Here is a 19513-nt window from a genome sequence, read left to right as displayed (position 1 = left end):
AAATGGTGCGTGTGCAAACTATCGGGCAAATCGTGCAAAGTTATCCGGTGACTTACCTCAGCAGATCTCAAGCGATACAACCCAGCAAACGATTGGCGGAGAACGAGTTTTTTATAAGGCCACGTTCACCACTATAGACGGTACTGATAACTATGTCCTCTACCCTTTAGAGGTATCGACGACAGCGGGTGACTATTATGGCGGGGCAAGTAGCTGGTTCTTTTCGACGACCGGGCCTTGCTAGAAGGCGTTCCGCTTGCATTAGCCAGCATAAGCACAAACAATCCGAAAAAGATGAATTACGTATGCTTTGTCGATGGAACAGCAATCGAAACAGCCACAAGTAGCGTAATTGTTGAAGGCCTCTCAGGCGGTGATGAGATGATCCAGGCGGATGGGAGACCAGTTAAGATTTGATGGGTTGGCGCTAATGATGTGAGCCTTGCAGAATGCCTTGCAAATCAGAAGCTTTGGCCTGTGAAAGATTGATATGACTGCGCTTGGACGCGGAATCCCGAATTGTAATCTCTTTGTCTCGCAACAACACTAAGTTTCTAGCGGCCAAAACGGACTTTCGCCGCGGTAGAACGAATGTCGGTTTTTGGATTTCAGAAACTTAATGAGCGCTGATCTCCCCCGGTATTTTCCCCTTGTTTATGCTGTGTTTGCCTTAGTAATTGGACTTTTTTGAACCAGTGATAAGTTCATTATTGACAATTTTGGACGCCATTTTACAGAATCGGCCATGATCCATCCAATTGATCGCAAGTTAGATATCGTTGTCCTGGTGAGTCCGCATTTCAATGTTTCGGCGACTACGTCTTTCGTGGATCCTTTCAGAATAGCCAATTACCTGACAGGTTCGGCTCGATTTTCTTGGACCTATGTCTCGGACCTCGGTGGACCAGTTGAGTCTAGCAGCGGCCTTGTCGTTGACACTGCCCCATTGGCGGCCGTGACGGGGCGCAAGCCCTGGTTGGTTCTGGTGAGTACAAGTTGGTCACCTGAACGTCTCGGAACATCTCAGTTTAAGGTGGCCCTTCAGAAGTGGGAGGCGTGCGGAGCAATCGTTGGCGGCTTGGATACTGGTGCGATTGTTCTTGCGGCTGCTGGACTGCTTAAAGGCAAGACAGCGACGGTTCACTATGAGCACATCGATGCCTTTGCTGAAATGGCCCATGATACCACAGTGTCAGAGAACATGATTGTTATGGATGGAAAGATGTTCACTTGTTGCGGGGGTTCCGCAGCGACTGATCTGGGTTTGCGGTTTGTGCACTCTGTCGATGGTGAGAGTATCGCCAATGCATCTGCGCGATATCTTTTTCATCACAATGTACGCGGTGAGGGCCAATCACAGAACCCCAAAGACGTGGAGCCACTGGGGTATGTCACCTCTGGGGTGGTAAGGGACGCGATCGACTTGATGGAGGCACATTTGGAAGCCACTTTGTCGATCCCTGAAATATCAGCGAGGTTGAAGATTTCGCAACGACAACTTAGCAGATTGTTTCGGCAATATGTCCAGAAGTCGCCGATCGAGTACTACCGTGACATACGCCTTGATCGCGCGCGTGGACTAGTAACCCAAACAGAGCTGAAATTCAGCGAGATTGCAGAAGCATCAGGATTTAACGGGCAAGTTCATTTCAGCCGGGCATATCGAAGCCGTTTTGGCCTCACACCAACTGCAGACCGTATTGAAGGCCGCACGCCATTCGAGTTCCGCGCTTGGCCAATGTTCAAGCCTGATATTAAGTCCGAAGGTGTTGGGTAGCTTTTTGCATCGCCGTAAGCATCTTGTCGCGTTGCGCTGATAACTCTTCGGTACTTTGCCCCTGAGTTTGATCGTTAATACCATCGACCAGTTTATTGATGACATCCTCATCAAGACGAGGGTTGCCCAGGTCGTCCCACCAGCCATTGAATGTATCCCTGAAATGGTCACAGAAGGCCCGCAGACCGCCGTCGCCTGCACCCAGGTGGAAAAGCGTCGTCGGACCCATCGCGGCCCACCGCAATCCGGGGCCGGCCCACATCGCTTTATCGATGTCTTCGACACTGGCAACGCCTTCAATCGCCATATGGACGGCCTCGCGCCATACTGCAGCTTGTAAGCGGTTTGCGACGTGTCCGGGCATGCCCTTCTTGATCCGGATCGTGACTTTGCCCAGGTCTTCGTAGAACGTCTCCGTTCGGTTCAGAACATCTGAACCGGTGGCGTCGTTCGCCGTCAACTCGACCAGCGGAATGAGATGTGGCGGGTTGAACGGATGACCTAAGATGAGCTTACTCGGATCGCGCCATCCCTGTTGGAGAGCATCGAGTGTTAGGCCGGATGTTGAGCTTGAAACTATTGCATCAGCGCTTAACTCTGGCTCAACTTCCGCATAGATGGAATGTTTGATCGGCAACCGCTCCGGCACATTCTCCTGAATGAACTGCGCGTTTCGCACGGCCTCAGCTGCGGTCGGTGCAAAGGTGATCGCATCTCGGGTGGCGTGGCCAACTTGGCCCAATTCTTCCAACGCAGGCCACGCCTTTTCAATGTATTTACGGACGGATGCCTCAGCGTTCGGATCGGGATCAAATACAGTCACACTGCGACCCGACGCGAGGAACAGCGCTGCCCAGCTTGCCCCGATGACACCGGCTCCGAGAATGGCGGTTCTTTCGATTTCCGACATCAGAACAGTCCCGGATTCAGGGGGGATGCCGCAGTCATACCACCGTCCACAGTGAACAGTTGGCCAGTCGCAAAAGACGACTCGTCAGAAGCTAGCCAAACAGCCATCGCAGCAATGTCTGCGGGCTTACCAAAGCGTTTGACCGCATGGCGTGCCAGCGCGTCTGATCTAGCCTTTTCCGGGTCATGGGCGAGTTCGAATGCTGCGTCCAGCATGCCCGTCTCAATCCATCCCGGGCAGATTGCATTGCAGCGCACCGCAGGTCCATGGTCCACTGCGATAGAGCGTGTAAGCCCATGCACAAACGCTTTTGAAGCATTGTAGAGCGCCATCGACGGGTCAGCGGCATTGCCCGAGATCGAACCAATGTTGATGATCGAACCACCCTGAGACATTTTCGGAACAAAGGCGCGGCAACAGTTAAAAACGCCTCGTGCGTTTACTCCCATCACCAAATCCCAATCCGCGTCTGAGCTTTCGGTCACTGTTTTTTCGACCTGAACGCCGGCGTTGTTTACCAGGATATCTACCAGGCCGATTGTTCGGGCAGTACGTGCAACCGCTTCGGGATTGGATACATCCAGCGTGTACCAGGTTACTTGGTCCGGTAGATCATCTGGCTTAGGGCCGCGCCCGCAAGTGGCGACAGCCGCGCCCTCAGCCATGAAGGCCTCAACGATGCCGCGACCGATGCCCTGTTTGCCGCCTGTAACAAAGGCGCGTTTCCCAGCTAACCGCATCAGTGTGCCACCATAACGTGACGGACTGCGGTGTAAGCATCCAGCGCATAGACCGACATATCGCTGCCCGTGCCCGAGCCCTTCATCGCGGCCCATGGCATCTCGGGGGTCGCAACCCCATGCGTGTTTACCCAGGTGAATCCATAGCGCAACTTGGACGTCATTTGCATTGCTCTCCCAACATCTCGTGTCCAAACCGATGAGGCCAACCCGTAAGGTCCGTTGTTGGCGGTCTTCAACGCATCTTCTGCCTCAGAAAACCGAGAGACAGTTACAACGGGTCCAAAAACCTCATTGCAGGCAATCTCTGCTGTATTGTCGACATTGGCGATGACTGTCGGCTGGTAGAAAAAGCCGTCTTCTTCGCCAGACGCCCCACCGGAAACGATTTCAGAGCTGCTGCGTGCGCGATCAACAAAACCCGCTACACGATCCCGCTGAGCCGCAGAGACAAGCGGGCCCATTTCCGTTCCTTCAGCTTTCGGTGCACCGATTTGGATCTGGCCAACCTGACCGGCAATCGCGGCCACAAGTTTGTCGTAAACTCTGTCTGCAACCATCACGCGGCAAGGCTGTGCGCAGTCCTGACCGGCATTGAAGTAGCTGCCATATCGGATCGTCTCGGCCACAGCATCGAGATCAGCATCATCAAAGACAATGACTGGCGCCTTGCCGCCCAATTCCAGATGAACGTGTTTAATTTTCTGGGAAGCAGCCCGCATTGCAGCCATGCCTGTCGCCGGAGAACCCGTAACACTGATCCCTTCCATCTGTGGGCTGTTCATCAGGGCATTCCCCACGCCGGGCCCGCGACCATGGATCACATTTAGCACGCCTTTTGGCAGAACATCTTGTAACAGTTCTGCAAGTCGCAGAGTAGATAGCGGCGTGATCTCGGACGGTTTCAACACCACCGAACATCCTGCCGCAATTGGTGCAGCAATCTTCCAGGACGCCATCATCAGCGGGTAGTTCCAAGGGGCGATGGCGGCGACAGGGCCAATGGGGTCGCGCCGGATCATCGACGTATGACCCGCGACATACTCTCCAGAGGCAGACCCCATCATGGTGCGCGCAGCCCCGGCGAAAAAGCGAAAGACATCAATCGTCAGCGGCATTTCATCATCATGAGCCGATGGCCAGGGTTTTCCCACATCTAGGCTCTCAAGTTCTGCCAACTCCTGGCTGTTCGCCTCGATAACATCAGCTATCTGAAGCAAGATTGTAGCGCGTTCTGCAGGGGTCGTAACCGAAAAGGTCTCAAATGCCTCTGCTGAGCCGCGCACCGCCGCCTCGACCTGTGCATCGCTGGCTTCTTTTACAGCACCGACTACCTCGCCTGTTGCAGGGTTCAGGACGTCCAAGGCCTCTCCGATCCCTTCGACCATTTCACCGTTGATCAACATGTTCGTCTGCATATGCATCTCCTTAGAAGCCAACCTGATCGCCGCCTTTTAGTGCGAGCCGCATGCGGGCTTCTGCTGGCGACGCGACCGTAAGGCCAAGGTTTTCAACGATTGATCGGATGCGCGTGACCTGTTCCGCGTTAGATTTTGCCAACTCACCCTTGCCGATGAACAGGCTGTCTTCGAGACCGACACGCAGGTTACCGCCCCGCATGGCGCTTTGGGTCGCAAATGGCATTTGGTGACGACCAGCGGCAAGGACCGACCATTCGTAATTCTCTGCTCCGAACAGCTTATCGGCTGTGTTGTGCATGTGAGTCAGATGGTCCGCATCTGCGCCAACGCCACCCAAGATGCCAAATACCATCTGAATGAAAAATGGCGGTTTGATCAGGCCCTGATCCACGAACCATTTGACGTTGTAGAGATGTCCAAGATCATAGCATTCGAACTCGAACTTGGTGCCGTGATCTCCACCAAGTTTTTCGATGGCGTAACGAATTGTTTTGAAAGTGTTGGGAAAGATAAAGTCTTCCGTCATCTCCAAAAATGGCCGTTCCCAGTCGTGCTGAAACTCGGTGTATTTCTGCAGCATCGGAAAGATACCAAAGTTCATGGATCCCATGTTGAGCGATGCCATCTCTGGGCTGGTAGATGTCGCCGCCAGCAGCCGCTCATCCATCGACATCCCCAAGCCGCCGCCGGTCGAGACATTCATCACAACATCGGTGGACTGCTTGATTACGGGTAGAAACTGCTTGAACAGCTCAGGTCGGGGATCGGGTTTTCCTGTCTCCGGGTGCCGTGCGTGCAGGTGAATGATTGATGCCCCTGCCTGGGCCGCCTCAATACTGGCCGTCGCAATCTCGGCCGGTGTAATCGGCAGATGCGGTGACATTGACGGCGTATGGATGCCTCCGGTCGGCGCGCAAGTGATAATGACTGGCTTTGGCATCAGAGTTTCATCTGCTGCACTTGTGCAGACAGCCCCCCGTCCAGAACCCACAACTGGCCAGAGGCATAGCGCGCCTCGTCCGAGGCAAGCCAGTTGACCAAATTTGCAATATCCTCGGGCGTGCCGTAGGTGCGCATCGGATGAACATCACGCACGGCCTTTTGCAGCGTTTCAATGTTGCCACCTCCTCCGCCGGATCCATCGCCGTTGAAGAAGCTCTGCAGCATTGGAGTGTCGATATAGCCAGGGCAGATGGCATTCACCCGGATACCTTCTGGGCCATGATCGCAAGCCATTGCGCGGGTCAAAGCGTGAACTGCACCCTTGGTCGCGCAATAGGCCGCAAGCCCTGGATCTGCGATGAACCCGTCGTAGGAGCCAAAATTGATAAGGCTTGCGCTATTCCCTGTCTTCGCCGCTTCGCGCATCAATGGGATGGCGTATTTCGAGGTCAGGAACGTGCCCGTGGAATTAACCGCAAAGCTTTGATTCCATTCCTCCAACGTGGTCTCTTCAACCGTTTTTTCGATCTCGATCCCCGCCGCGTTCACTAGGATGTCCAACTTTCCGTGTGCGGCGCGCACATGATCCATCGCCGCAACCGAGTCTGCTTCTTGAGTCACATCCAGCTTAACAAAATGACTGCCATCATCGTCGTGCTGATCTAACGACCCTTCCGGTGTGAGGTCAGCGGCAAATACCGTTGCGCCTTCTCTTAGAAACCGAGCGACAATCGCGCGCCCGATTCCACCGCGGGCACCAGTCACGAGAGCAACTTTTCCGTTCAGCATCATTGGTTTCAATCCTTCAATGGCGGATAGCGGTAGCGGCGTGCAGCCACTGTCCAATCCATATTGTTGCGTACATACTGCTGACTTGCATCGGACGGCGGGTTGTAGTCCCAAGGCTCGCTGGCACCGGCCTCCATCGCGGCATGTAATGCACGGCGCGATTTTTGTGTGGCGATTATCTTCTTTCGCAAAGCACTGCCGTCCCAACGCTCGACGACTTCAGCTGCAAAACGAGTTTTCGCGTCGGAGTAGCTTGGGTCCGAAGCTAAATTCTTCGTTTCCATCGGGTCAGCACTCAGGTCATAGAGCTGCGGTGGGTCGCTATCACAATGAATATATTTCAAGGGCCCGCGCCGGATCATGATCACAGGATAGCCCGTCATCTCGGCACAGTATTCTCCGATCGCCTCATCAACTGGATCATCTTCACCCCGAGCCAGAGGCATAAGGCTACGACCGTCGATCGGCTCTCCGATCATCGTCTCATCACCGCCACCGATGTCGATAAATGTCGGCAATAGATCAACCAGTGACACTGCATTTTGAGCGGCCCCAACAGCGATGCCTGGTCCGGCCATGACCAATGGAATTCGTGCTGAGTGCTCGAAGAAGTTCATTTTGTACCACAGCCCACGTTCACCCAGCATGTCGCCATGGTCGGCTGTGACAATCACAATGGTGCTGTCCAACTCGCCCGTTTCTTCGAGGGTTTGAACCAGCTCTCCGATTTTGCTGTCGAAGTAACTGACGTTTGCCAAGTAGGCATGGCGCGCGCGCAGGATTTCTTCCTCGGTCAGTGGCACATAAGACGCTTCGATCCCATCCAATAAACGTCGTGAAAAGGGGTCTTGATCCTCCAACGCGGGCACAAACGCGGGCAAGTCAATTTCATCATCCGCATACAGGTTCCACCATTCTGGTCGGGCTACATATGGATCGTGCGGGTGAATGAAGCTTGCAACCATCGCAAAAGGCGCGTCATTGCCAAGCGCTTTGTCTCGGGCCGCATCGAACAGCCAGCGTTTGGCAGCAAAACCGACCTCGTCGTCATAGTCGATCTGGAAAGTCGCGTGGGCAACGCCGCTTTCCTTCACCGTTTGCATGTTGTGATACCACTTGTCGATCCGCTCGTCCGGGGCCTCCCAATCCGGGGTCCACGCGAAATCAGCAGGATAGATGTCGGTTGTCACACGATCCTCAAATCCATGCATCTGATCCGGTCCGACAAAATGCATCTTGCCTGCCAAACATGTACGATAGCCCAGCGATTTCAGATAATGCGCAAATGTCGGCACCGAAGCCTTGAACTCGGATGCATTGTCGTAAGCTGCGATGCGACTGATGTGCTGACCCGACATAAAGGAAAACCGTGAAGGCGCACAAAGAGGGGAATTGCAGTAAGCTGCATCAAAGCGCATGCCGCGCGCGGCCAACGCGTCAAGATGTGGCGTCTTGGCGACCTTATGCCCGTACGCCCCTGTGAAATGCGGAGCCAATTGGTCCGCCATGACCAAAAGGATGTTTGGCCGCGTCACGTGGCACCTTTTGCGTAAGCGTCCAAGACTAAGCCATGGAAGTGATGAACGGCGTGCTCGGACTTGCCAGACCCATCCGGGTCATTGACGATCCGACCTTGGGTGAACGCAGGCGTTTTCATCCCGCGCTGTACGCTTTCGACGAGGCTGATATCTTCGACCTGAAGTACCTCGTCCAGATAGCGAATTGCATCCAGCTCCATCGCGTCAGGTTCCGGCGTCTCAAGGAAGAAGTCATAGGTCTCAAGCGTCCGATCTGGCCCAACAGGGATGATGTTCAACACGATCATGCTGGACCGTCCGGGATATCGCATTAGGCAAGTGGTTGGATAGAGCCACCAAACCGCGTGAGTTTTCACCGTGGCGTTCGAAACGTCATAGGCGGTATTTGGACTGTTGCCTGCGTCAGCCATATGGCTGGAGTAGATGCCGTAGGTTGTAACCTTGTAGGTATCCATATCCACGAGATCACAAAAATCCTTATGGGCCGTAGGGCAATGATAGCACTCAAGGAAATTGTCCACGACGTTCTTCCAATTCGACTTGATGTCGTAGGTCAGACGGTGGCCAAAAGTGAGTTGATCCACATCCGGTGCCCAATGGCGCACCTCGGTTTCCAGGTTTCCGGATTGCTCTGACAAAGAGGCAGCCGTCGGATCCAAATTGACAAAAACAAAGCCGCAAAACTCTTCGACCTGCACTTCGTCGAGGCAAATCTCATCCTTGTTGAAGTCTTCGAGGTTTTCAGTATGTGGCGCACGCGCCAATTGCCCGTCAAGCTTATAGACCCAGGCATGATAGGGGCACATAATCCGTGTGGTATTGCCTTCGCCTGATAGCAGTTCATGGGCACGGTGTTTGCATACATTGTAAAAGGCGCGAAGCTTACCCTCTTTGTCACGCACGACCGCAATAGGCTGACCGGCAACATCCACCGTTACATATGATCCCGGCTCACGTGTTTTCTCGACATGACACACCCATTGCCAAGTTTTGGAGACGATGGAGCGAAGGTCTGCGTCAAACCACTTGCGCTCGGTGTAGGCAGCGGCTTGCAATGAGCTGGAGCGTGATGGGTCAGCATGATAGCCAAAGAAAATTGCACCTGAATCAGTCATGATAGCGTCTCCGATGTTAGGTTAAATCTATTGCGCGTGGGATTCGAAGCTATGTTTAATCAGCCGCTAGTTTGATTATTTTCGCTAAGCATTTGGCTTTCGGGGACACCGTACTAACCCATCAAGCACTGCGTTTAGCTGCCAAGCGAATGCTGGGCCCTTGACCGCATCTGTTATGCGGTCATTCGTGCACACTGCAGGAATCGGCAAAATGGGCTCAAACCGAACATTCTCTGCACTGCGGTTGTGGGAATCTGGCGGAGTGTCTGGATTGCGGGACAAAGTCGCCTTTTGTTGACGCCGCTTTTGCTCACGCAGCATTTCCTCGCATCTGCGGCAGCGTCCTCTCGTTGGTGCAGAAAATTTCACGAGACCGGACAATGAAGCCCATTCGGTTAGTCGGCTTTCAATCCGACCTTTCGCCGCGACCAACCTCAATCACCAAGGGGCGGACGAAGCCAACATTCATTCGTTGAACGCTTTCGACGGGTCGTCCAGTGTAAAAGGGCGTGAATCGCACATAGCTGTACTTGGAGTAGTTTTGACCCTTTGGAAAAGGCTTATGAGAACGTTCAAGCGACCGGAATTCGCTGGGTCTGATCACAGGAGCAGGGAAGCATTTATACGCAGCTTTTGTCAGGACTACAAAGCCTGGAATGATCATTGCATGGCGATAAGCACCGCAACCGAGTGTCTCAAACGTCCAGAAATGATGTCAGAGTTATCGAAGGCTTACTCTGATTTCGTTGGCAAATACGCCACTCCCGACATCGAGCTACAATTGATATCTTTCGGAACAGATGCATCCTTCGACCCAAGCAGGCTGACGTGCGGAACTGCGGGAATCGAAGGCTCTCGTCTGAAGCAACCGTTTTTAATCAAAAGCGTGCACGGGGATTGGTCTGATGAGTACATTGCACATAACAAGGAAAGCGTGGACGGCTCGTTTCGGCTCGAGCAGATTTACTTTATAGATCCATTTCCTGAGGATAATAAGGAGAACGAAGCCGCTTTTCTTCCTATTTTGTGAACGTCAAAGTTGGGCTCTTCTGGCACCTTCGTCGCAAGATCCATGAACGACCGCTCCTGGATGGAGCTCCCTTTGCTGCGCGTCGTATGAATGGGCAAGATGCAGGACAAATCTGGGGTTCAACTTTTCTGTGGTGGTGTCTGCTTATCTAATAGTCGTATTATCCGTTCAGTGAGCTATGCTTGAACCAGAACAGGTAATTTGATCGTGCAATTTGGTGTTGTTGACCTTCAAACCTGACAAATTTGGATTTTCTATTAGGTCGCTGCTCAGATTCCCACATCGCTCGACGAACACCCACCTTGGCGTTAAGTTGCCCGAACAGGTTGGCGAAAATGATCAACCTCGAAGGCACGGATTGGGCGGAGGCAACAAAGCATTATGCCTGAGAAAAATTAATGACATCGAGATTAACGCATATCTTCCAAAAAGCACTTGGCCGTAAGCGCAATAGTCACAGGTTATCGAATGAGGACGAAAATTTCGTCGGCAGCGCAGCCGCGGGAATGTTGGCACAAATTCAGCACGAAACGAATATGCGCGCCGCGCGTGGGAACGAGCCGATCTCCGTTCGTCTTGTCCCCCAAGTGCCAGTACGGGATGCGGATGCCGCGGCGGGTTGGATCGGAGGGGGCTCGTTTACCAGTTGGTTTGAGTTGGCCAGAAATCAATTCTCCGACGCAACTTTTGGCACAAATCAACTGTAACCATTTGCCAGACGATCTTTGGCAAGGGCTAGGCCCCCGCGAAGGCTGGCTTGCAATCTTTCTTGACCCCAAGAGCTTTAAACTAACGGCGCTGCACTTCGATCAGGCTGGTCCTTTCGTTTCTTCTCCCGAGGTTGATAAAGAGTGTTACATTCTCGGCATTGACCACCGTCGACGGACTCCAAACCGCACTTGGCAGTTTACACGTTGGCCGGTAGACATCGTGCCTGTTTGACCAGGGCAGGATGGCCCGCGTCTCTCCGGTCGCTGTGAAATCACCCGCGAACGCTACTACGAACGCCATGATTTCTTTGAAAATCACCGGCGGCCATTCGATTGGCCGTCTAGGATATGTTAGTAGGTTCCGAAGTGGAGGTTCCAATGGCGAATTTGATTGTCAAAAACTTATCGGTCGAAGTTTATGGACGTCTGCGAATTATCGCAGCGGAACGAGGTGTAAGCATCGAGGAAGCCGCTCGGCAACTTCTCGACGAAGTGTCACGACCGTCAGAAAAAGTTGGTGAGGTAATTGTGGAATCCGATCCTTGATCATCCCAAGAGCAAGCAAATCATCCAAGGACTGCTGGATGAGCCAGACTACACCATCACGGCTGACAAATTCGGTCTGGTCAGGAGGGATGTGGCCTACTTCATCAAGTCGCCTCACTTCCTGCGGCTGCTGGTCAAACGGGTGAAAAAGATGAAGGGGAAAGCATAATGCCCCACACGTTCAGCGTTCTGAAACACCCAGAACGAGACAACCTGATTGATGCCATTATGTCCGATGCATCCGTTAGAGACATCGCGAGACAGTTCGGTGGGCTGGACAAAAGCGCTGTTGCTCGCTTCCGCAAGTTCTACCAACGGGAACACGCGATAGAGATAGACGTTGCCAGCAAAGAAGCGGCAAAAGCTGCAGTACATGCGTCCGGTGATGCGCTACACGAAGCACTCGATCTGGCGCGATCCGACGATGATACGCGCGCTCTGATCGCTGCTGCGCGATCCTTGGATGACCATGCACTAACGCTCGGCAAGATCGGCGGCTGGCTGAGTGACAACGTCAACATTACAGATGGCAACGACGCACGGCTGCAGAGCCTGCTGAAATACGCAGTTGCCGAGCTTGCACCGATACCGGGCGCGGTCGAGGCATTGGAACGTGCCATCAGTAAGCTAGACGGGGACGCGGCCAAGGACATCACGCCGGACAGCGATGTCATCGAAGCGCAGGCGTTGGAGGCCGGAGAATGACAGAGCCATACCTGACAGTGTGGGGTTCGATTGTGGGATACTCTACCCAACCCCACGCACCATCGCCCTTGTTTCATTGGGCTATTGCATCCTGCGCTGGGCAATACCCCCACACTCGCCCCCAAATGCACCTCGATGAGGAGGGCTGATCATGACCAGCGAGCAGCAGGCAGGCAGCGGCTCCGTGACACCAGAACAGATATCGAATGCCTTGGATCGTGATGCACTCATAGACTTGAGGAAGGGGGAAAAGGACCATGTCACACGTGCCCTGCTCAGTAGACGTATTGCCGAATTGACCAGAACAACGTGGATGCCGGGAAGCCTACCTGCCTACCTACGTCTGGAGGCCCAGATGCGGATGACCCCCATGGTCTCTTTGCTCGAAGCGAATACTATAATTAGCGCTATTCAAAAATCTCCAAGACCTGTTCCCGGTTCCGCCCTCTTCAACCAGTTACCAGCCCAACGGTACCTACGCGCCCTCCGCAAGCAGAAACCCGGTAAGTGGTCACGGTTCGGCAAAGAGACCGCGTGGCTGCGTGAAAAGCACGGAGGCCCCCTTCTATGATCCAGCAGGACGAATACAGGGATGAGGGCCAACTGGTCCGGTCCACGGCCACAGCGGCGGTGGATCACATAATTCGGGCAGAGGATGTCGGCCAGTTGAAAGACGGCGTGCGGCTGGTTGCGCAGTATCTGGTGCAGTGTGGCAGTGTGATCGAGCACATCAACGTCACGATCTTGGAAATCCTGCTCCGGGTCGCGGCCAAGAACAGCGGCATTCCCGATCATGTGCGCGATGCGGCAATGGGCATGATCGCGGAGGAGATGCCCGAGATCGTGCTGGACCGGCAGCGCAGGCATCTGGACTACATCGGTCTGGAGTTGGAGGGAGACGACACCCTCCGGCGCGCGCCGACGCAAGTGGAGGAGCCAATATGGCTGATCGAAGAATAGGCGGCACATTGTCTCTCGGCAGCGCACGCAGGACAGAGGAACTGCGTCACAAGCTTGCGAGCAAACAGAACCCGCATGATGCCCGTATGCAACGCCAGCGTGCCCAGAAACGCCTGTTCTGGAAAATGGTGGAGAAGTACCCACTCATCTTCGACCTGAAGGCTCCCAAGCCGCTGGCCCAAGGCTCTCACCGCATCCTCGCAGAGGAGTTGGGCGCGTCCCGAAAGCAGGTGTCCAATGTTTTGCGGGGATGGACCCGTCGCAAAGAGTACCGGGCGGCGTTGGCCGATCCCGCGTCACAGCGGTATGATCTGGCTGGCAACGCCGTCGCATCCGTGAGCGAAGCGGACAGAACCAGTGCAAGGGGACATGCCAGAAAGCACCCAGCGCGCCGCAGGCTCGCCGAGGGGCGTGGGGAGGCCAAGTTTTCTGGTACATCGGCACCTGAAAGCCGTTACCCCCACTCAGCGGGCCGCTCCGCGGCTCTCAACCCCACAGAGCCAGCTCTGACACCCTTGAAATTTCAGGGCGAATTGGGTGCAGAGACAAAAAAATGAACGTGCCAGCGCAGCCCATACACCCCGACAAAAACCACGGTTTGACGGGCTATCTGCGCGGGTTGCGTGACCCGGTTGCGTGGTCCGGCCAGAAGTTCCCCGGCCTCGCGTTGGATCGCTGGCAACAGCATGCCCTGCGCTTGGTAGCTGATCCTCCCGTTGACGCGATCACCCAAGCGCTGACCAATCTCAGTTGCTGGAGGACGAGCCGCCAAATGGGTAAGAGCCAGACATCCGGTTTGGCCTTGGCATGGTTCTCTTGCAACAAGGTTCCAATCCGTCAGATCAAGATACCCGGATCACCTCCACGCAGGGAAGTAACGGACCTGCAGCCGACCTGTGCGGTATTTGCTGCGGGCGTTCGGCAGGCGGAGAAAACACTTGCCTATGGCCGGGACTTCCTGACTGCAGCGGATATTGGTTTTGAGCAGTCATCGTCTGATCGGATTGTGACAGAGAGCGGCAGTAAGCTTCTCGCCTTGCCTGCCAGTTCGACAGCGCGCGGCGAGACCATCCAGTTGGCAGTCGTGGATGAAGCGGGTCACTTGGAAGGTGGCGGCGAGGACGTGACGGGTGTGATTTTTCCGATGATGTCGAGTTTTTGCCCGTCATCGACACACACGATACTGGCGTCAACGCCGGGAAATCCGCAGGGGTTATTCTACAGGTGCGTGCAGGACCCACAGAAGATGCGCTGCAATCTGGTCGAGGCCAGCGTCAGTGAAAACCCGAGGATCACCGAAGATTTCCTGAGCCAGCAACGTGCGATCCTGAGCGATCTGTTTTTCTCTTCGGAATATTGCCCGATTGACGCTGAAACTGGTGCAATGCTGACGGACCAGCCGCCAGAATTCTGGACGGATGGCCGTGGCTTGTTTTCGATTAGCGCATTGAAGGCATCGGTAACAGATGAAGTAGAGGCGCTGGGCGTTCCGTCCTCGCCGGGATGGGGGTAAGGAGATGGCTCGTCACAAGGGCTGGGCCGGTCGGCCCGTGATCCTGTCCTGCGACCCGGCGTCAGCGGTCGCGGGTGACTATTCAGCGATCTGCGCGCTGAGCCACGCGGGCACGTGGTTCGAGGAGACGCAGCAGCCGGTTGTCGAGGTCAGCCACCTCGAACGCGCGCAGAAGGTCCGGCAGGCAGATATCATCGGTCGACTGAGGGAGATCGTCTGTTGGCTGGAGGCAGAGAAACACACGCCGCCACCGGTCATTCTGGTCGATTGCAATGGCGTCGGCAGAGGTGTGTTCGAAAGTGCGCAGGCGGCGTTCAAAGAGAACGTGGTCGTGGGGTTCACAGCTACAGGGTCACAAGATGGTTTGAGTGACAGGTTCGACCAGAGCCTGATGCAGTTCTACGCGAGCAAATTGCAGCACCTTTCGGGTCTCAACGCTGCAGCAGAGGCTGGCAGGCTAATCATCCCGGCCAATTTGGCACACGGGCCGTCGCTGGAGGCAGAGGCGCGCAGCCTGTCCACGAAGATCAGTAAATCTGGTCGCATCCTGATTGATGAACCAAACAGCACGTTCAGCGAATTCGATGACATCGTGAACAGTGTCAGCATGGCGGTCCATGCGGCAGATACGGTTTGGACGAAAGCCAACATCGCAAGGATGCGCGACCGCTGGCCGGATCGCCTGACAACAAATGTGGAGGTACCTATCCAATGAGCAACACAGACATCGGCGCGGGCATCAGTGCGGGCTTCAATGCAGTCGTCACGTCAAAGGGCCGCTGGATGGCCCCGCCACAGGTTCCGATCACTGGCTCCTACTGGACGTGGTGGGATGGCAAACTTGTTCTGGCGGGCGGTCAGAGGCAGTGGTGGCAGCGGAACATCGGTACGGCTCAGCCGGGCATGATGGAAACGATCAGCGCTAAGGCCCTGTCGGTTTTTGTCATCACGCATATGAACGAGGTGGAGGCCACGGGAAAAGCGCAGGTTGTCCGTGAGACCATCAGGTTCACCAAGATGGTGTGGAATAGCTGTCCCGGCATCATGATGGCCATTGGCCCCAGCGATCCGGCCTATGTGATAGGCACGCGCGATGCGGTTGCCGGGCAGTTGTACGATCAGATCAGCGACGATGTGCGTCGCTTCAAACCCTACGTCGCTTACGAGGGTGTCAGCGATCCCTTTGCCGAGATTGACCGCAAGCCCCACGACCAGTGGCCCTGTACGTTTCAGGCAGAGGACGTCAGCGGGTATCTGTCGGAGCCGCGCGATGATCCGGACAACCCGCCAAGTTGGACGATGTCCAAGAACGCGCCATTCCACAATCGCATGCGCGCATCACTTGATAGCATCATTGATGACCCGCGCCAGAGGCTGACCGATCTGCCGCAGATGGCCGCGACGGCTGGCGCATTGATCGCGATCATGCACAACGAGCGCTGGGCTCCTTTTCCGTTGCGCCGAAAGGGCGGTGATGCGGAGGATGACTGGTTCGATTTGCTGTACGATGAGATCAGTACGCATCGATAATCAATGACCTGCACTACATGCACAGTACAGGCTCATACTAAAGGGCTTTCGGGGGTTCAATTGGGGATGATCATCAGCAGACTAACCCTATTGCAAGTCCGCGCGACTGCCTGACACAATCAGAAACCATCGATGGATATGTCAAAGGGCAAAGGTAAGGCCATTTGAGGCGTTGTTCGGCGTAAATGGCGTCTCGTTCAACGTCACCATAGCGATGACGATTGTTCGCAATGTTAGCGCCGTATTTGATTACAAGCTGCCCATAGGTGAAGCTGTGGAGATCACTTAGGTCGATGTCATTGCCTATATAAGATGCTTGAACTTCCATAAGTTCGATCCGTGTTTCAAGCACTCGTTTACACGCTCCAGAGTATTCATTCTGGAAAACAAGAGATACCAACCAACCAGCGCCAGAAAGAAAGGCAATTGCCAAAAGATATGGGCTCCACCGCTTGAGCAGCCCTCTTGCTTCGCGCACTAAACTCTCAACTGAAAAGTGACGGCGTTTGGAAAGCAGCTGCGCTCTAACCGCGTCGGTCTCAATTGGCGGGACCGAAATAGAGGCCTTCTTTTCGGGCATTGCGGAAGCAATTACGACCAGCACGAAAACTACAAGGTCGTGAAACTAGTTCGCAATCGGAAGGAGGTATGGCGTACGACGGTGGTTTTCACTCAGCTATTCGTGGGGACAAAAGTTGGCCTATGAAGACAGCGTAAGCACGGCCTGCAACCATTTCCGAAATTGCCTCGATGTCATGATTAATGATTGCATTGCCAATTCCGAGAAACTCTTCATTGGCTCTTTGGGTCGCATATTCACTCTGTGTGAACGCGGCGATGGTTTGAAACCCGGCGTACTTTCCAATTTGATAAACCACTGATCCAAAGGGTACGGTTCCAGCTAATTCATGAACCCAAATCTCGGTCTCAACAGCAACCCCATAGGCAGTATTGAGGAGTTCAGAATATTCACCGGCATCCAAGAACTCATCCGTTGTTACTGCGCTGGACCATGGGAGAGTTGGCAGTTCCTCATAGGATTGGACTATCGTGGGACTTGAGGACCGTGTTGCATCTGCCCTGTTGAGCGAGTTGCTGGCGGCTAGTGGCGAAACAATATGCGCGTTGTGGTGTTTTGGCCTTGTGTCGGGCAGTGGCCAACGGAAGTAATAGATGCCGTGTCTGGACAGTGAGAGATACGCATGCAGCTTCATTTTGTGTCACACCTGTGTGTCACACCGCTCTAATGCTTGCTATCTAGTTGTTCTGTTAGGTTTTGGTGGAGCCTAGGGGAGTCGAACCCCTGACCTCTTGCATGCCATGCAAGCGCTCTCCCAACTGAGCTAAGGCCCCATAAAGGTACCGTCGTAACGGTGGACGGACGTTTATGAGACGCCGTCGATGAGTGCAAGTCCTAAAATCGGAATCGGCAAAAAATTCAAACCGACTTCGCGGACCGGGTCGAGGCGGCGGGGCCGCCTCGGGATCCATCAGTTTTCGTCTTCTGACGACATGTCCTTGATATCGTCGAGTGAAACGTTATCGTCATCGTCATCGTCGTCCAGCAGATCATCGTCCAGTTCGACATCGACGTTGTCGTCATCATCCAGAACGATGTCTTCGTCCGACGACGCTTCGCGCGCCTTGACCGATGCGGCATCTTCAGCATCCGCGGCGATCATCCGGCTTTTTCCGGTGTCCAGCTCCACGACCTCGCCCGTATAGGGGCTGACGATCGGGTCCTTGTTCAGGTCGTAAAACCGTTTGCCGGTTGTCGGGCAGACACGCTTTACGCCCCATTCTTCCTTGGGCATATCAAATCCCCTTGATATCAGGTGAATCTCATCAATGATTCAGGTCACCTGCCACATGCGGCAGGCACTGTCAAAGCCTTTGCGCAAAGGAGGCCCACCTATGGGGCGACACGCATTGCCCGGAACGCCTCCGGTGCCACTGACACTGCGCAGATCGGCGCGCGCACGGCGGATCAGTTTGCGAATTTCCCAATTGGATGGGCGGGTTACGCTGACCTACCCGACAGGGGTGGCTGAAGCCGAAGCGCTGGATTTCGCACAGCAGAAAGAGGGCTGGATCCGCGGGCACCTGCAGGATCGACCTAGCCTTGAAGCAGTCGGCGTAGGGCAGTTCATTCCGATCGAGGGTACGGCTCGGCGAATCGTTTCTGCATCGGGTCGGAGGGTCTTGCTGAGTGGCGATGCGATCGGGGTTCCGCCCGGTGCCGAAGCACGGCGACTAGCGCGGTTTCTAAAAGAGCTTGCCCGTGATCGTCTGACCGGTGCGTGCGATGATTACGCGGCGATGCTGGGGCGGTCGTACAGTAGCCTTACTTTGCGCGATACGCGTTCGCGCTGGGGGTCGTGCAGTTCTGCGGGCGGGTTGATGTTCTCGTGGCGGTTGATCCTCGCCCCGACAGAGGTTCTCCATTATGTGGCCGCGCATGAAGTGGCGCATCTTGCCGAAATGAACCACTCACCTGCGTTCTGGGCGCAGGTCGAGCATATTTTTGGCCCTTACAAAGAACCACGCCGCTGGCTGCGAGACAACGGGGCTGAACTGCACAGATATCGCTTCGACTCCGTCGCTTGACCTCAGCGCGATTTGTGATCACATAAACTCATGTTAACCTCACGCCCCGCCGAGTCTCATACGGCAACCCATGATCGCGTTTATCGCGCCCTCAGATCCCGCATCATGCATGGAGAGATTGCCCCGGGGCAGGCGTTGACGCTGCGCGGGATTGGCAAGGAATTCGGTGTGTCGATGACTCCGGCGCGCGAGGCGGTGCGGCGTCTGGCGGCAGAAGGTGCTTTGTTCCTGTCCACCTCCGGTCGGGTATCAACGCCGGAACTCACGCGCGATCGGATCGAAGAGCTGGCGGCGCTGCGCGCGCTGCTTGAGGTTGAACTGGCCAGCCGGGCCCTGCCGCGCGCGCATATGGCGCTGATTGACCGGTTGCAAAGCATCAACATGGCAGTGGCCGAGATGGTCACGAAACGCGATGCGGTGGGATATATCCGTGCAAATCTGGAATTTCACCGCACGCTGTATCTACGCGCACAGGCCCCCGCGATGCTTGCCATGGCCGAAACTGTCTGGCTGCAGCTGGGTCCCACGATGCGTGCCCTATACGGTCGGTTGCGGAGGACCGAGCCACCGCACTACCATCGCCTGATCATCGCAGCACTCAAGGCAGGGGATGAGCCTGGGTTGCGACTAGCAGTGCGCTCGGATGTGACCCAGGGCTTGCGCCTGCTTGTGACCTGAGC

At 55.0% G+C, this 19513-nt stretch carries 23 protein-coding genes and 1 tRNA gene; 13 read left to right on the top strand and 11 right to left on the bottom strand.

The genetic code is table 11. The features are described from left to right. Positions 1–745: 745 nt before the first annotated feature. Positions 746–1777 carry a GlxA family transcriptional regulator gene (locus tag ACR0EN_RS14575; protein ID WP_480587393.1) on the top strand — a complete coding sequence of 344 codons (1032 nt, stop codon included), beginning with the start codon at positions 746–748 and terminating at the stop codon, positions 1775–1777. Here the strand turns inward: ACR0EN_RS14575 and ACR0EN_RS14570 are convergent. From ACR0EN_RS14570 to ACR0EN_RS14540, 7 genes are read right to left on the bottom strand one after another with little or no spacing between them, the layout of a single operon-like run. Beyond that, on the bottom strand, positions 1755–2687 hold the full coding sequence (locus ACR0EN_RS14570) for a 3-hydroxyacyl-CoA dehydrogenase NAD-binding domain-containing protein (RefSeq protein WP_480587390.1): 933 nt from the start codon (positions 2685–2687) through the stop codon (positions 1755–1757). The genes ACR0EN_RS14575 and ACR0EN_RS14570 overlap by 23 nt on opposite strands. Further along, on the bottom strand, positions 2687–3427 hold the full coding sequence (locus tag ACR0EN_RS14565; RefSeq protein WP_480587388.1) for an SDR family NAD(P)-dependent oxidoreductase: 741 nt from the start codon (positions 3425–3427) through the stop codon (positions 2687–2689). The genes ACR0EN_RS14570 and ACR0EN_RS14565 overlap by 1 nt, the downstream gene beginning before the upstream one ends. Beyond that, entirely contained in the window at positions 3427–4845 is a 1419-nt protein-coding gene (locus ACR0EN_RS14560) for a gamma-aminobutyraldehyde dehydrogenase (RefSeq protein WP_480587385.1), read from the bottom strand. The genes ACR0EN_RS14565 and ACR0EN_RS14560 overlap by 1 nt, the downstream gene beginning before the upstream one ends. Before the next feature lie 10 nt (positions 4846–4855). Next, positions 4856–5788, bottom strand: a complete 933-nt coding sequence (gene kce, locus ACR0EN_RS14555) for a 3,5-dioxohexanoate:acetyl-CoA acetone transferase (protein WP_170597199.1) — start codon at positions 5786–5788, stop codon at positions 4856–4858. Further along, positions 5788–6582, bottom strand: coding sequence for an SDR family oxidoreductase (locus ACR0EN_RS14550; protein WP_170395498.1), 795 nt, complete (start codon positions 6580–6582; stop codon positions 5788–5790). Before ACR0EN_RS14550 ends, kce begins: the two co-directional genes overlap by 1 nt. Positions 6583–6587: 5 nt before the next feature. Next, positions 6588–8114, bottom strand: a complete 1527-nt coding sequence (gene betC / locus ACR0EN_RS14545; RefSeq protein ID WP_480587382.1) for a choline-sulfatase — start codon at positions 8112–8114, stop codon at positions 6588–6590. Then, positions 8111–9232: a ring-hydroxylating oxygenase subunit alpha gene (locus tag ACR0EN_RS14540; protein ID WP_170818531.1), complete on the bottom strand. Its 1122-nt coding sequence runs from the start codon at positions 9230–9232 to the stop codon at positions 8111–8113. Before ACR0EN_RS14540 ends, betC begins: the two co-directional genes overlap by 4 nt. Before the next feature lie 667 nt (positions 9233–9899). On the opposite strand from ACR0EN_RS14540, the gene ACR0EN_RS14535 reads away from it, so the two are divergent. The 10 genes from ACR0EN_RS14535 to ACR0EN_RS14490 all read left to right on the top strand — a co-directional run bounded on the left by ACR0EN_RS14535 (position 9900) and on the right by ACR0EN_RS14490 (position 16226). After that, positions 9900–10262, top strand: coding sequence for a hypothetical protein (locus ACR0EN_RS14535; RefSeq protein WP_170818532.1), 363 nt, complete (start codon positions 9900–9902; stop codon positions 10260–10262). Positions 10263–10730: 468 nt separating this feature from the next. Next, a complete protein-coding gene (locus ACR0EN_RS14530; RefSeq protein ID WP_480587379.1) occupies positions 10731–11204 on the top strand; it encodes a DUF1963 domain-containing protein in 474 nt (157 codons plus the stop codon). Between the two features lie 146 nt (positions 11205–11350). Next, on the top strand, positions 11351–11518 hold the full coding sequence (locus tag ACR0EN_RS14525; protein WP_170818534.1) for a FitA-like ribbon-helix-helix domain-containing protein: 168 nt from the start codon (positions 11351–11353) through the stop codon (positions 11516–11518). Then, positions 11499–11687 carry a hypothetical protein gene (locus ACR0EN_RS14520; RefSeq protein ID WP_170818535.1) on the top strand — a complete coding sequence of 63 codons (189 nt, stop codon included), beginning with the start codon at positions 11499–11501 and terminating at the stop codon, positions 11685–11687. Before ACR0EN_RS14525 ends, ACR0EN_RS14520 begins: the two co-directional genes overlap by 20 nt. After that, positions 11687–12223, top strand: coding sequence for a hypothetical protein (locus ACR0EN_RS14515; RefSeq protein ID WP_170818536.1), 537 nt, complete (start codon positions 11687–11689; stop codon positions 12221–12223). The genes ACR0EN_RS14520 and ACR0EN_RS14515 overlap by 1 nt, the downstream gene beginning before the upstream one ends. 567 nt (positions 12224–12790) lie before the next feature. Beyond that, positions 12791–13183: a hypothetical protein gene (locus tag ACR0EN_RS14510; RefSeq protein ID WP_170818537.1), complete on the top strand. Its 393-nt coding sequence runs from the start codon at positions 12791–12793 to the stop codon at positions 13181–13183. Next, on the top strand, positions 13165–13740 hold the full coding sequence (locus ACR0EN_RS14505; protein WP_170818538.1) for a ProQ/FINO family protein: 576 nt from the start codon (positions 13165–13167) through the stop codon (positions 13738–13740). Before ACR0EN_RS14510 ends, ACR0EN_RS14505 begins: the two co-directional genes overlap by 19 nt. Next, a complete protein-coding gene (locus tag ACR0EN_RS14500; RefSeq protein WP_170818539.1) occupies positions 13737–14696 on the top strand; it encodes a terminase large subunit in 960 nt (319 codons plus the stop codon). Before ACR0EN_RS14505 ends, ACR0EN_RS14500 begins: the two co-directional genes overlap by 4 nt. Before the next feature lie 4 nt (positions 14697–14700). Further along, positions 14701–15411, top strand: coding sequence for a phage terminase large subunit family protein (locus tag ACR0EN_RS14495; RefSeq protein ID WP_480587374.1), 711 nt, complete (start codon positions 14701–14703; stop codon positions 15409–15411). Next, on the top strand, positions 15408–16226 hold the full coding sequence (locus tag ACR0EN_RS14490) for a hypothetical protein (protein ID WP_170818541.1): 819 nt from the start codon (positions 15408–15410) through the stop codon (positions 16224–16226). Before ACR0EN_RS14495 ends, ACR0EN_RS14490 begins: the two co-directional genes overlap by 4 nt. 73 nt (positions 16227–16299) lie before the next feature. Here ACR0EN_RS14490 and ACR0EN_RS14485 read toward each other — a convergent pair whose 3' ends face one another. From ACR0EN_RS14485 to ACR0EN_RS14470, 4 genes are all read right to left on the bottom strand, one after another. After that, entirely contained in the window at positions 16300–16830 is a 531-nt protein-coding gene (locus ACR0EN_RS14485; protein WP_480587371.1) for a hypothetical protein, read from the bottom strand. Positions 16831–16894: 64 nt separating this feature from the next. Continuing rightward, on the bottom strand, positions 16895–17209 hold the full coding sequence (locus ACR0EN_RS14480; RefSeq protein ID WP_480587368.1) for a hypothetical protein: 315 nt from the start codon (positions 17207–17209) through the stop codon (positions 16895–16897). 294 nt (positions 17210–17503) lie between these two features. Further along, positions 17504–17579 (bottom strand) — tRNA-Ala (locus ACR0EN_RS14475). Between the two features lie 137 nt (positions 17580–17716). Then, complete coding sequence (locus ACR0EN_RS14470; protein ID WP_480587365.1) at positions 17717–18040, bottom strand: TIGR02300 family protein; 324 nt, start codon at positions 18038–18040, stop codon at positions 17717–17719. A gap of 100 nt (positions 18041–18140) precedes the next feature. On the opposite strand from ACR0EN_RS14470, the gene ACR0EN_RS14465 reads away from it, so the two are divergent. Both ACR0EN_RS14465 and ACR0EN_RS14460 read left to right on the top strand, forming a co-directional pair. Beyond that, on the top strand, positions 18141–18833 hold the full coding sequence (locus ACR0EN_RS14465; RefSeq protein WP_480439232.1) for a M48 family metallopeptidase: 693 nt from the start codon (positions 18141–18143) through the stop codon (positions 18831–18833). Between the two features lie 30 nt (positions 18834–18863). Continuing rightward, positions 18864–19511: a GntR family transcriptional regulator gene (locus ACR0EN_RS14460; RefSeq protein ID WP_170395556.1), complete on the top strand. Its 648-nt coding sequence runs from the start codon at positions 18864–18866 to the stop codon at positions 19509–19511. Positions 19512–19513 lie beyond the last annotated feature (2 nt).

Source organism: Ruegeria sp. AB7 (assembly GCF_056542625.1).
This window is presented reverse-complemented; position numbering and strand designations above follow the sequence as displayed.

What these genes read in the sequence shown, in the direction of transcription:
- ACR0EN_RS14550 (WP_170395498.1), bottom strand. Translation starts at nt 6,582, where the DNA reads ATGATGCTGAACGGAAAAGTTGCTCTCGTGACTGGTGCCCGCGGTGGA.
- ACR0EN_RS14490 (WP_170818541.1), top strand. Translation starts at nt 15,408, where the DNA reads ATGAGCAACACAGACATCGGCGCGGGCATCAGTGCGGGCTTCAATGCA.
- ACR0EN_RS14540 (WP_170818531.1), bottom strand. Translation starts at nt 9,232, where the DNA reads ATGACTGATTCAGGTGCAATTTTCTTTGGCTATCATGCTGACCCATCA.
- ACR0EN_RS14530 (WP_480587379.1), top strand. Translation starts at nt 10,731, where the DNA reads ATGAGGACGAAAATTTCGTCGGCAGCGCAGCCGCGGGAATGTTGGCAC.
- ACR0EN_RS14525 (WP_170818534.1), top strand. Translation starts at nt 11,351, where the DNA reads ATGGCGAATTTGATTGTCAAAAACTTATCGGTCGAAGTTTATGGACGT.
- ACR0EN_RS14500 (WP_170818539.1), top strand. Translation starts at nt 13,737, where the DNA reads ATGAACGTGCCAGCGCAGCCCATACACCCCGACAAAAACCACGGTTTG.
- ACR0EN_RS14570 (WP_480587390.1), bottom strand. Translation starts at nt 2,687, where the DNA reads ATGTCGGAAATCGAAAGAACCGCCATTCTCGGAGCCGGTGTCATCGGG.
- ACR0EN_RS14470 (WP_480587365.1), bottom strand. Translation starts at nt 18,040, where the DNA reads ATGCCCAAGGAAGAATGGGGCGTAAAGCGTGTCTGCCCGACAACCGGC.
- ACR0EN_RS14535 (WP_170818532.1), top strand. Translation starts at nt 9,900, where the DNA reads ATGGCGATAAGCACCGCAACCGAGTGTCTCAAACGTCCAGAAATGATG.
- kce (WP_170597199.1), bottom strand. Translation starts at nt 5,788, where the DNA reads ATGCCAAAGCCAGTCATTATCACTTGCGCGCCGACCGGAGGCATCCAT.
- ACR0EN_RS14560 (WP_480587385.1), bottom strand. Translation starts at nt 4,845, where the DNA reads ATGCAGACGAACATGTTGATCAACGGTGAAATGGTCGAAGGGATCGGA.
- ACR0EN_RS14460 (WP_170395556.1), top strand. Translation starts at nt 18,864, where the DNA reads ATGTTAACCTCACGCCCCGCCGAGTCTCATACGGCAACCCATGATCGC.
- ACR0EN_RS14465 (WP_480439232.1), top strand. Translation starts at nt 18,141, where the DNA reads ATGGGGCGACACGCATTGCCCGGAACGCCTCCGGTGCCACTGACACTG.
- ACR0EN_RS14565 (WP_480587388.1), bottom strand. Translation starts at nt 3,427, where the DNA reads ATGCGGTTAGCTGGGAAACGCGCCTTTGTTACAGGCGGCAAACAGGGC.
- ACR0EN_RS14510 (WP_170818537.1), top strand. Translation starts at nt 12,791, where the DNA reads ATGATCCAGCAGGACGAATACAGGGATGAGGGCCAACTGGTCCGGTCC.
- ACR0EN_RS14515 (WP_170818536.1), top strand. Translation starts at nt 11,687, where the DNA reads ATGCCCCACACGTTCAGCGTTCTGAAACACCCAGAACGAGACAACCTG.
- ACR0EN_RS14505 (WP_170818538.1), top strand. Translation starts at nt 13,165, where the DNA reads ATGGCTGATCGAAGAATAGGCGGCACATTGTCTCTCGGCAGCGCACGC.
- ACR0EN_RS14575 (WP_480587393.1), top strand. Translation starts at nt 746, where the DNA reads ATGATCCATCCAATTGATCGCAAGTTAGATATCGTTGTCCTGGTGAGT.
- ACR0EN_RS14495 (WP_480587374.1), top strand. Translation starts at nt 14,701, where the DNA reads ATGGCTCGTCACAAGGGCTGGGCCGGTCGGCCCGTGATCCTGTCCTGC.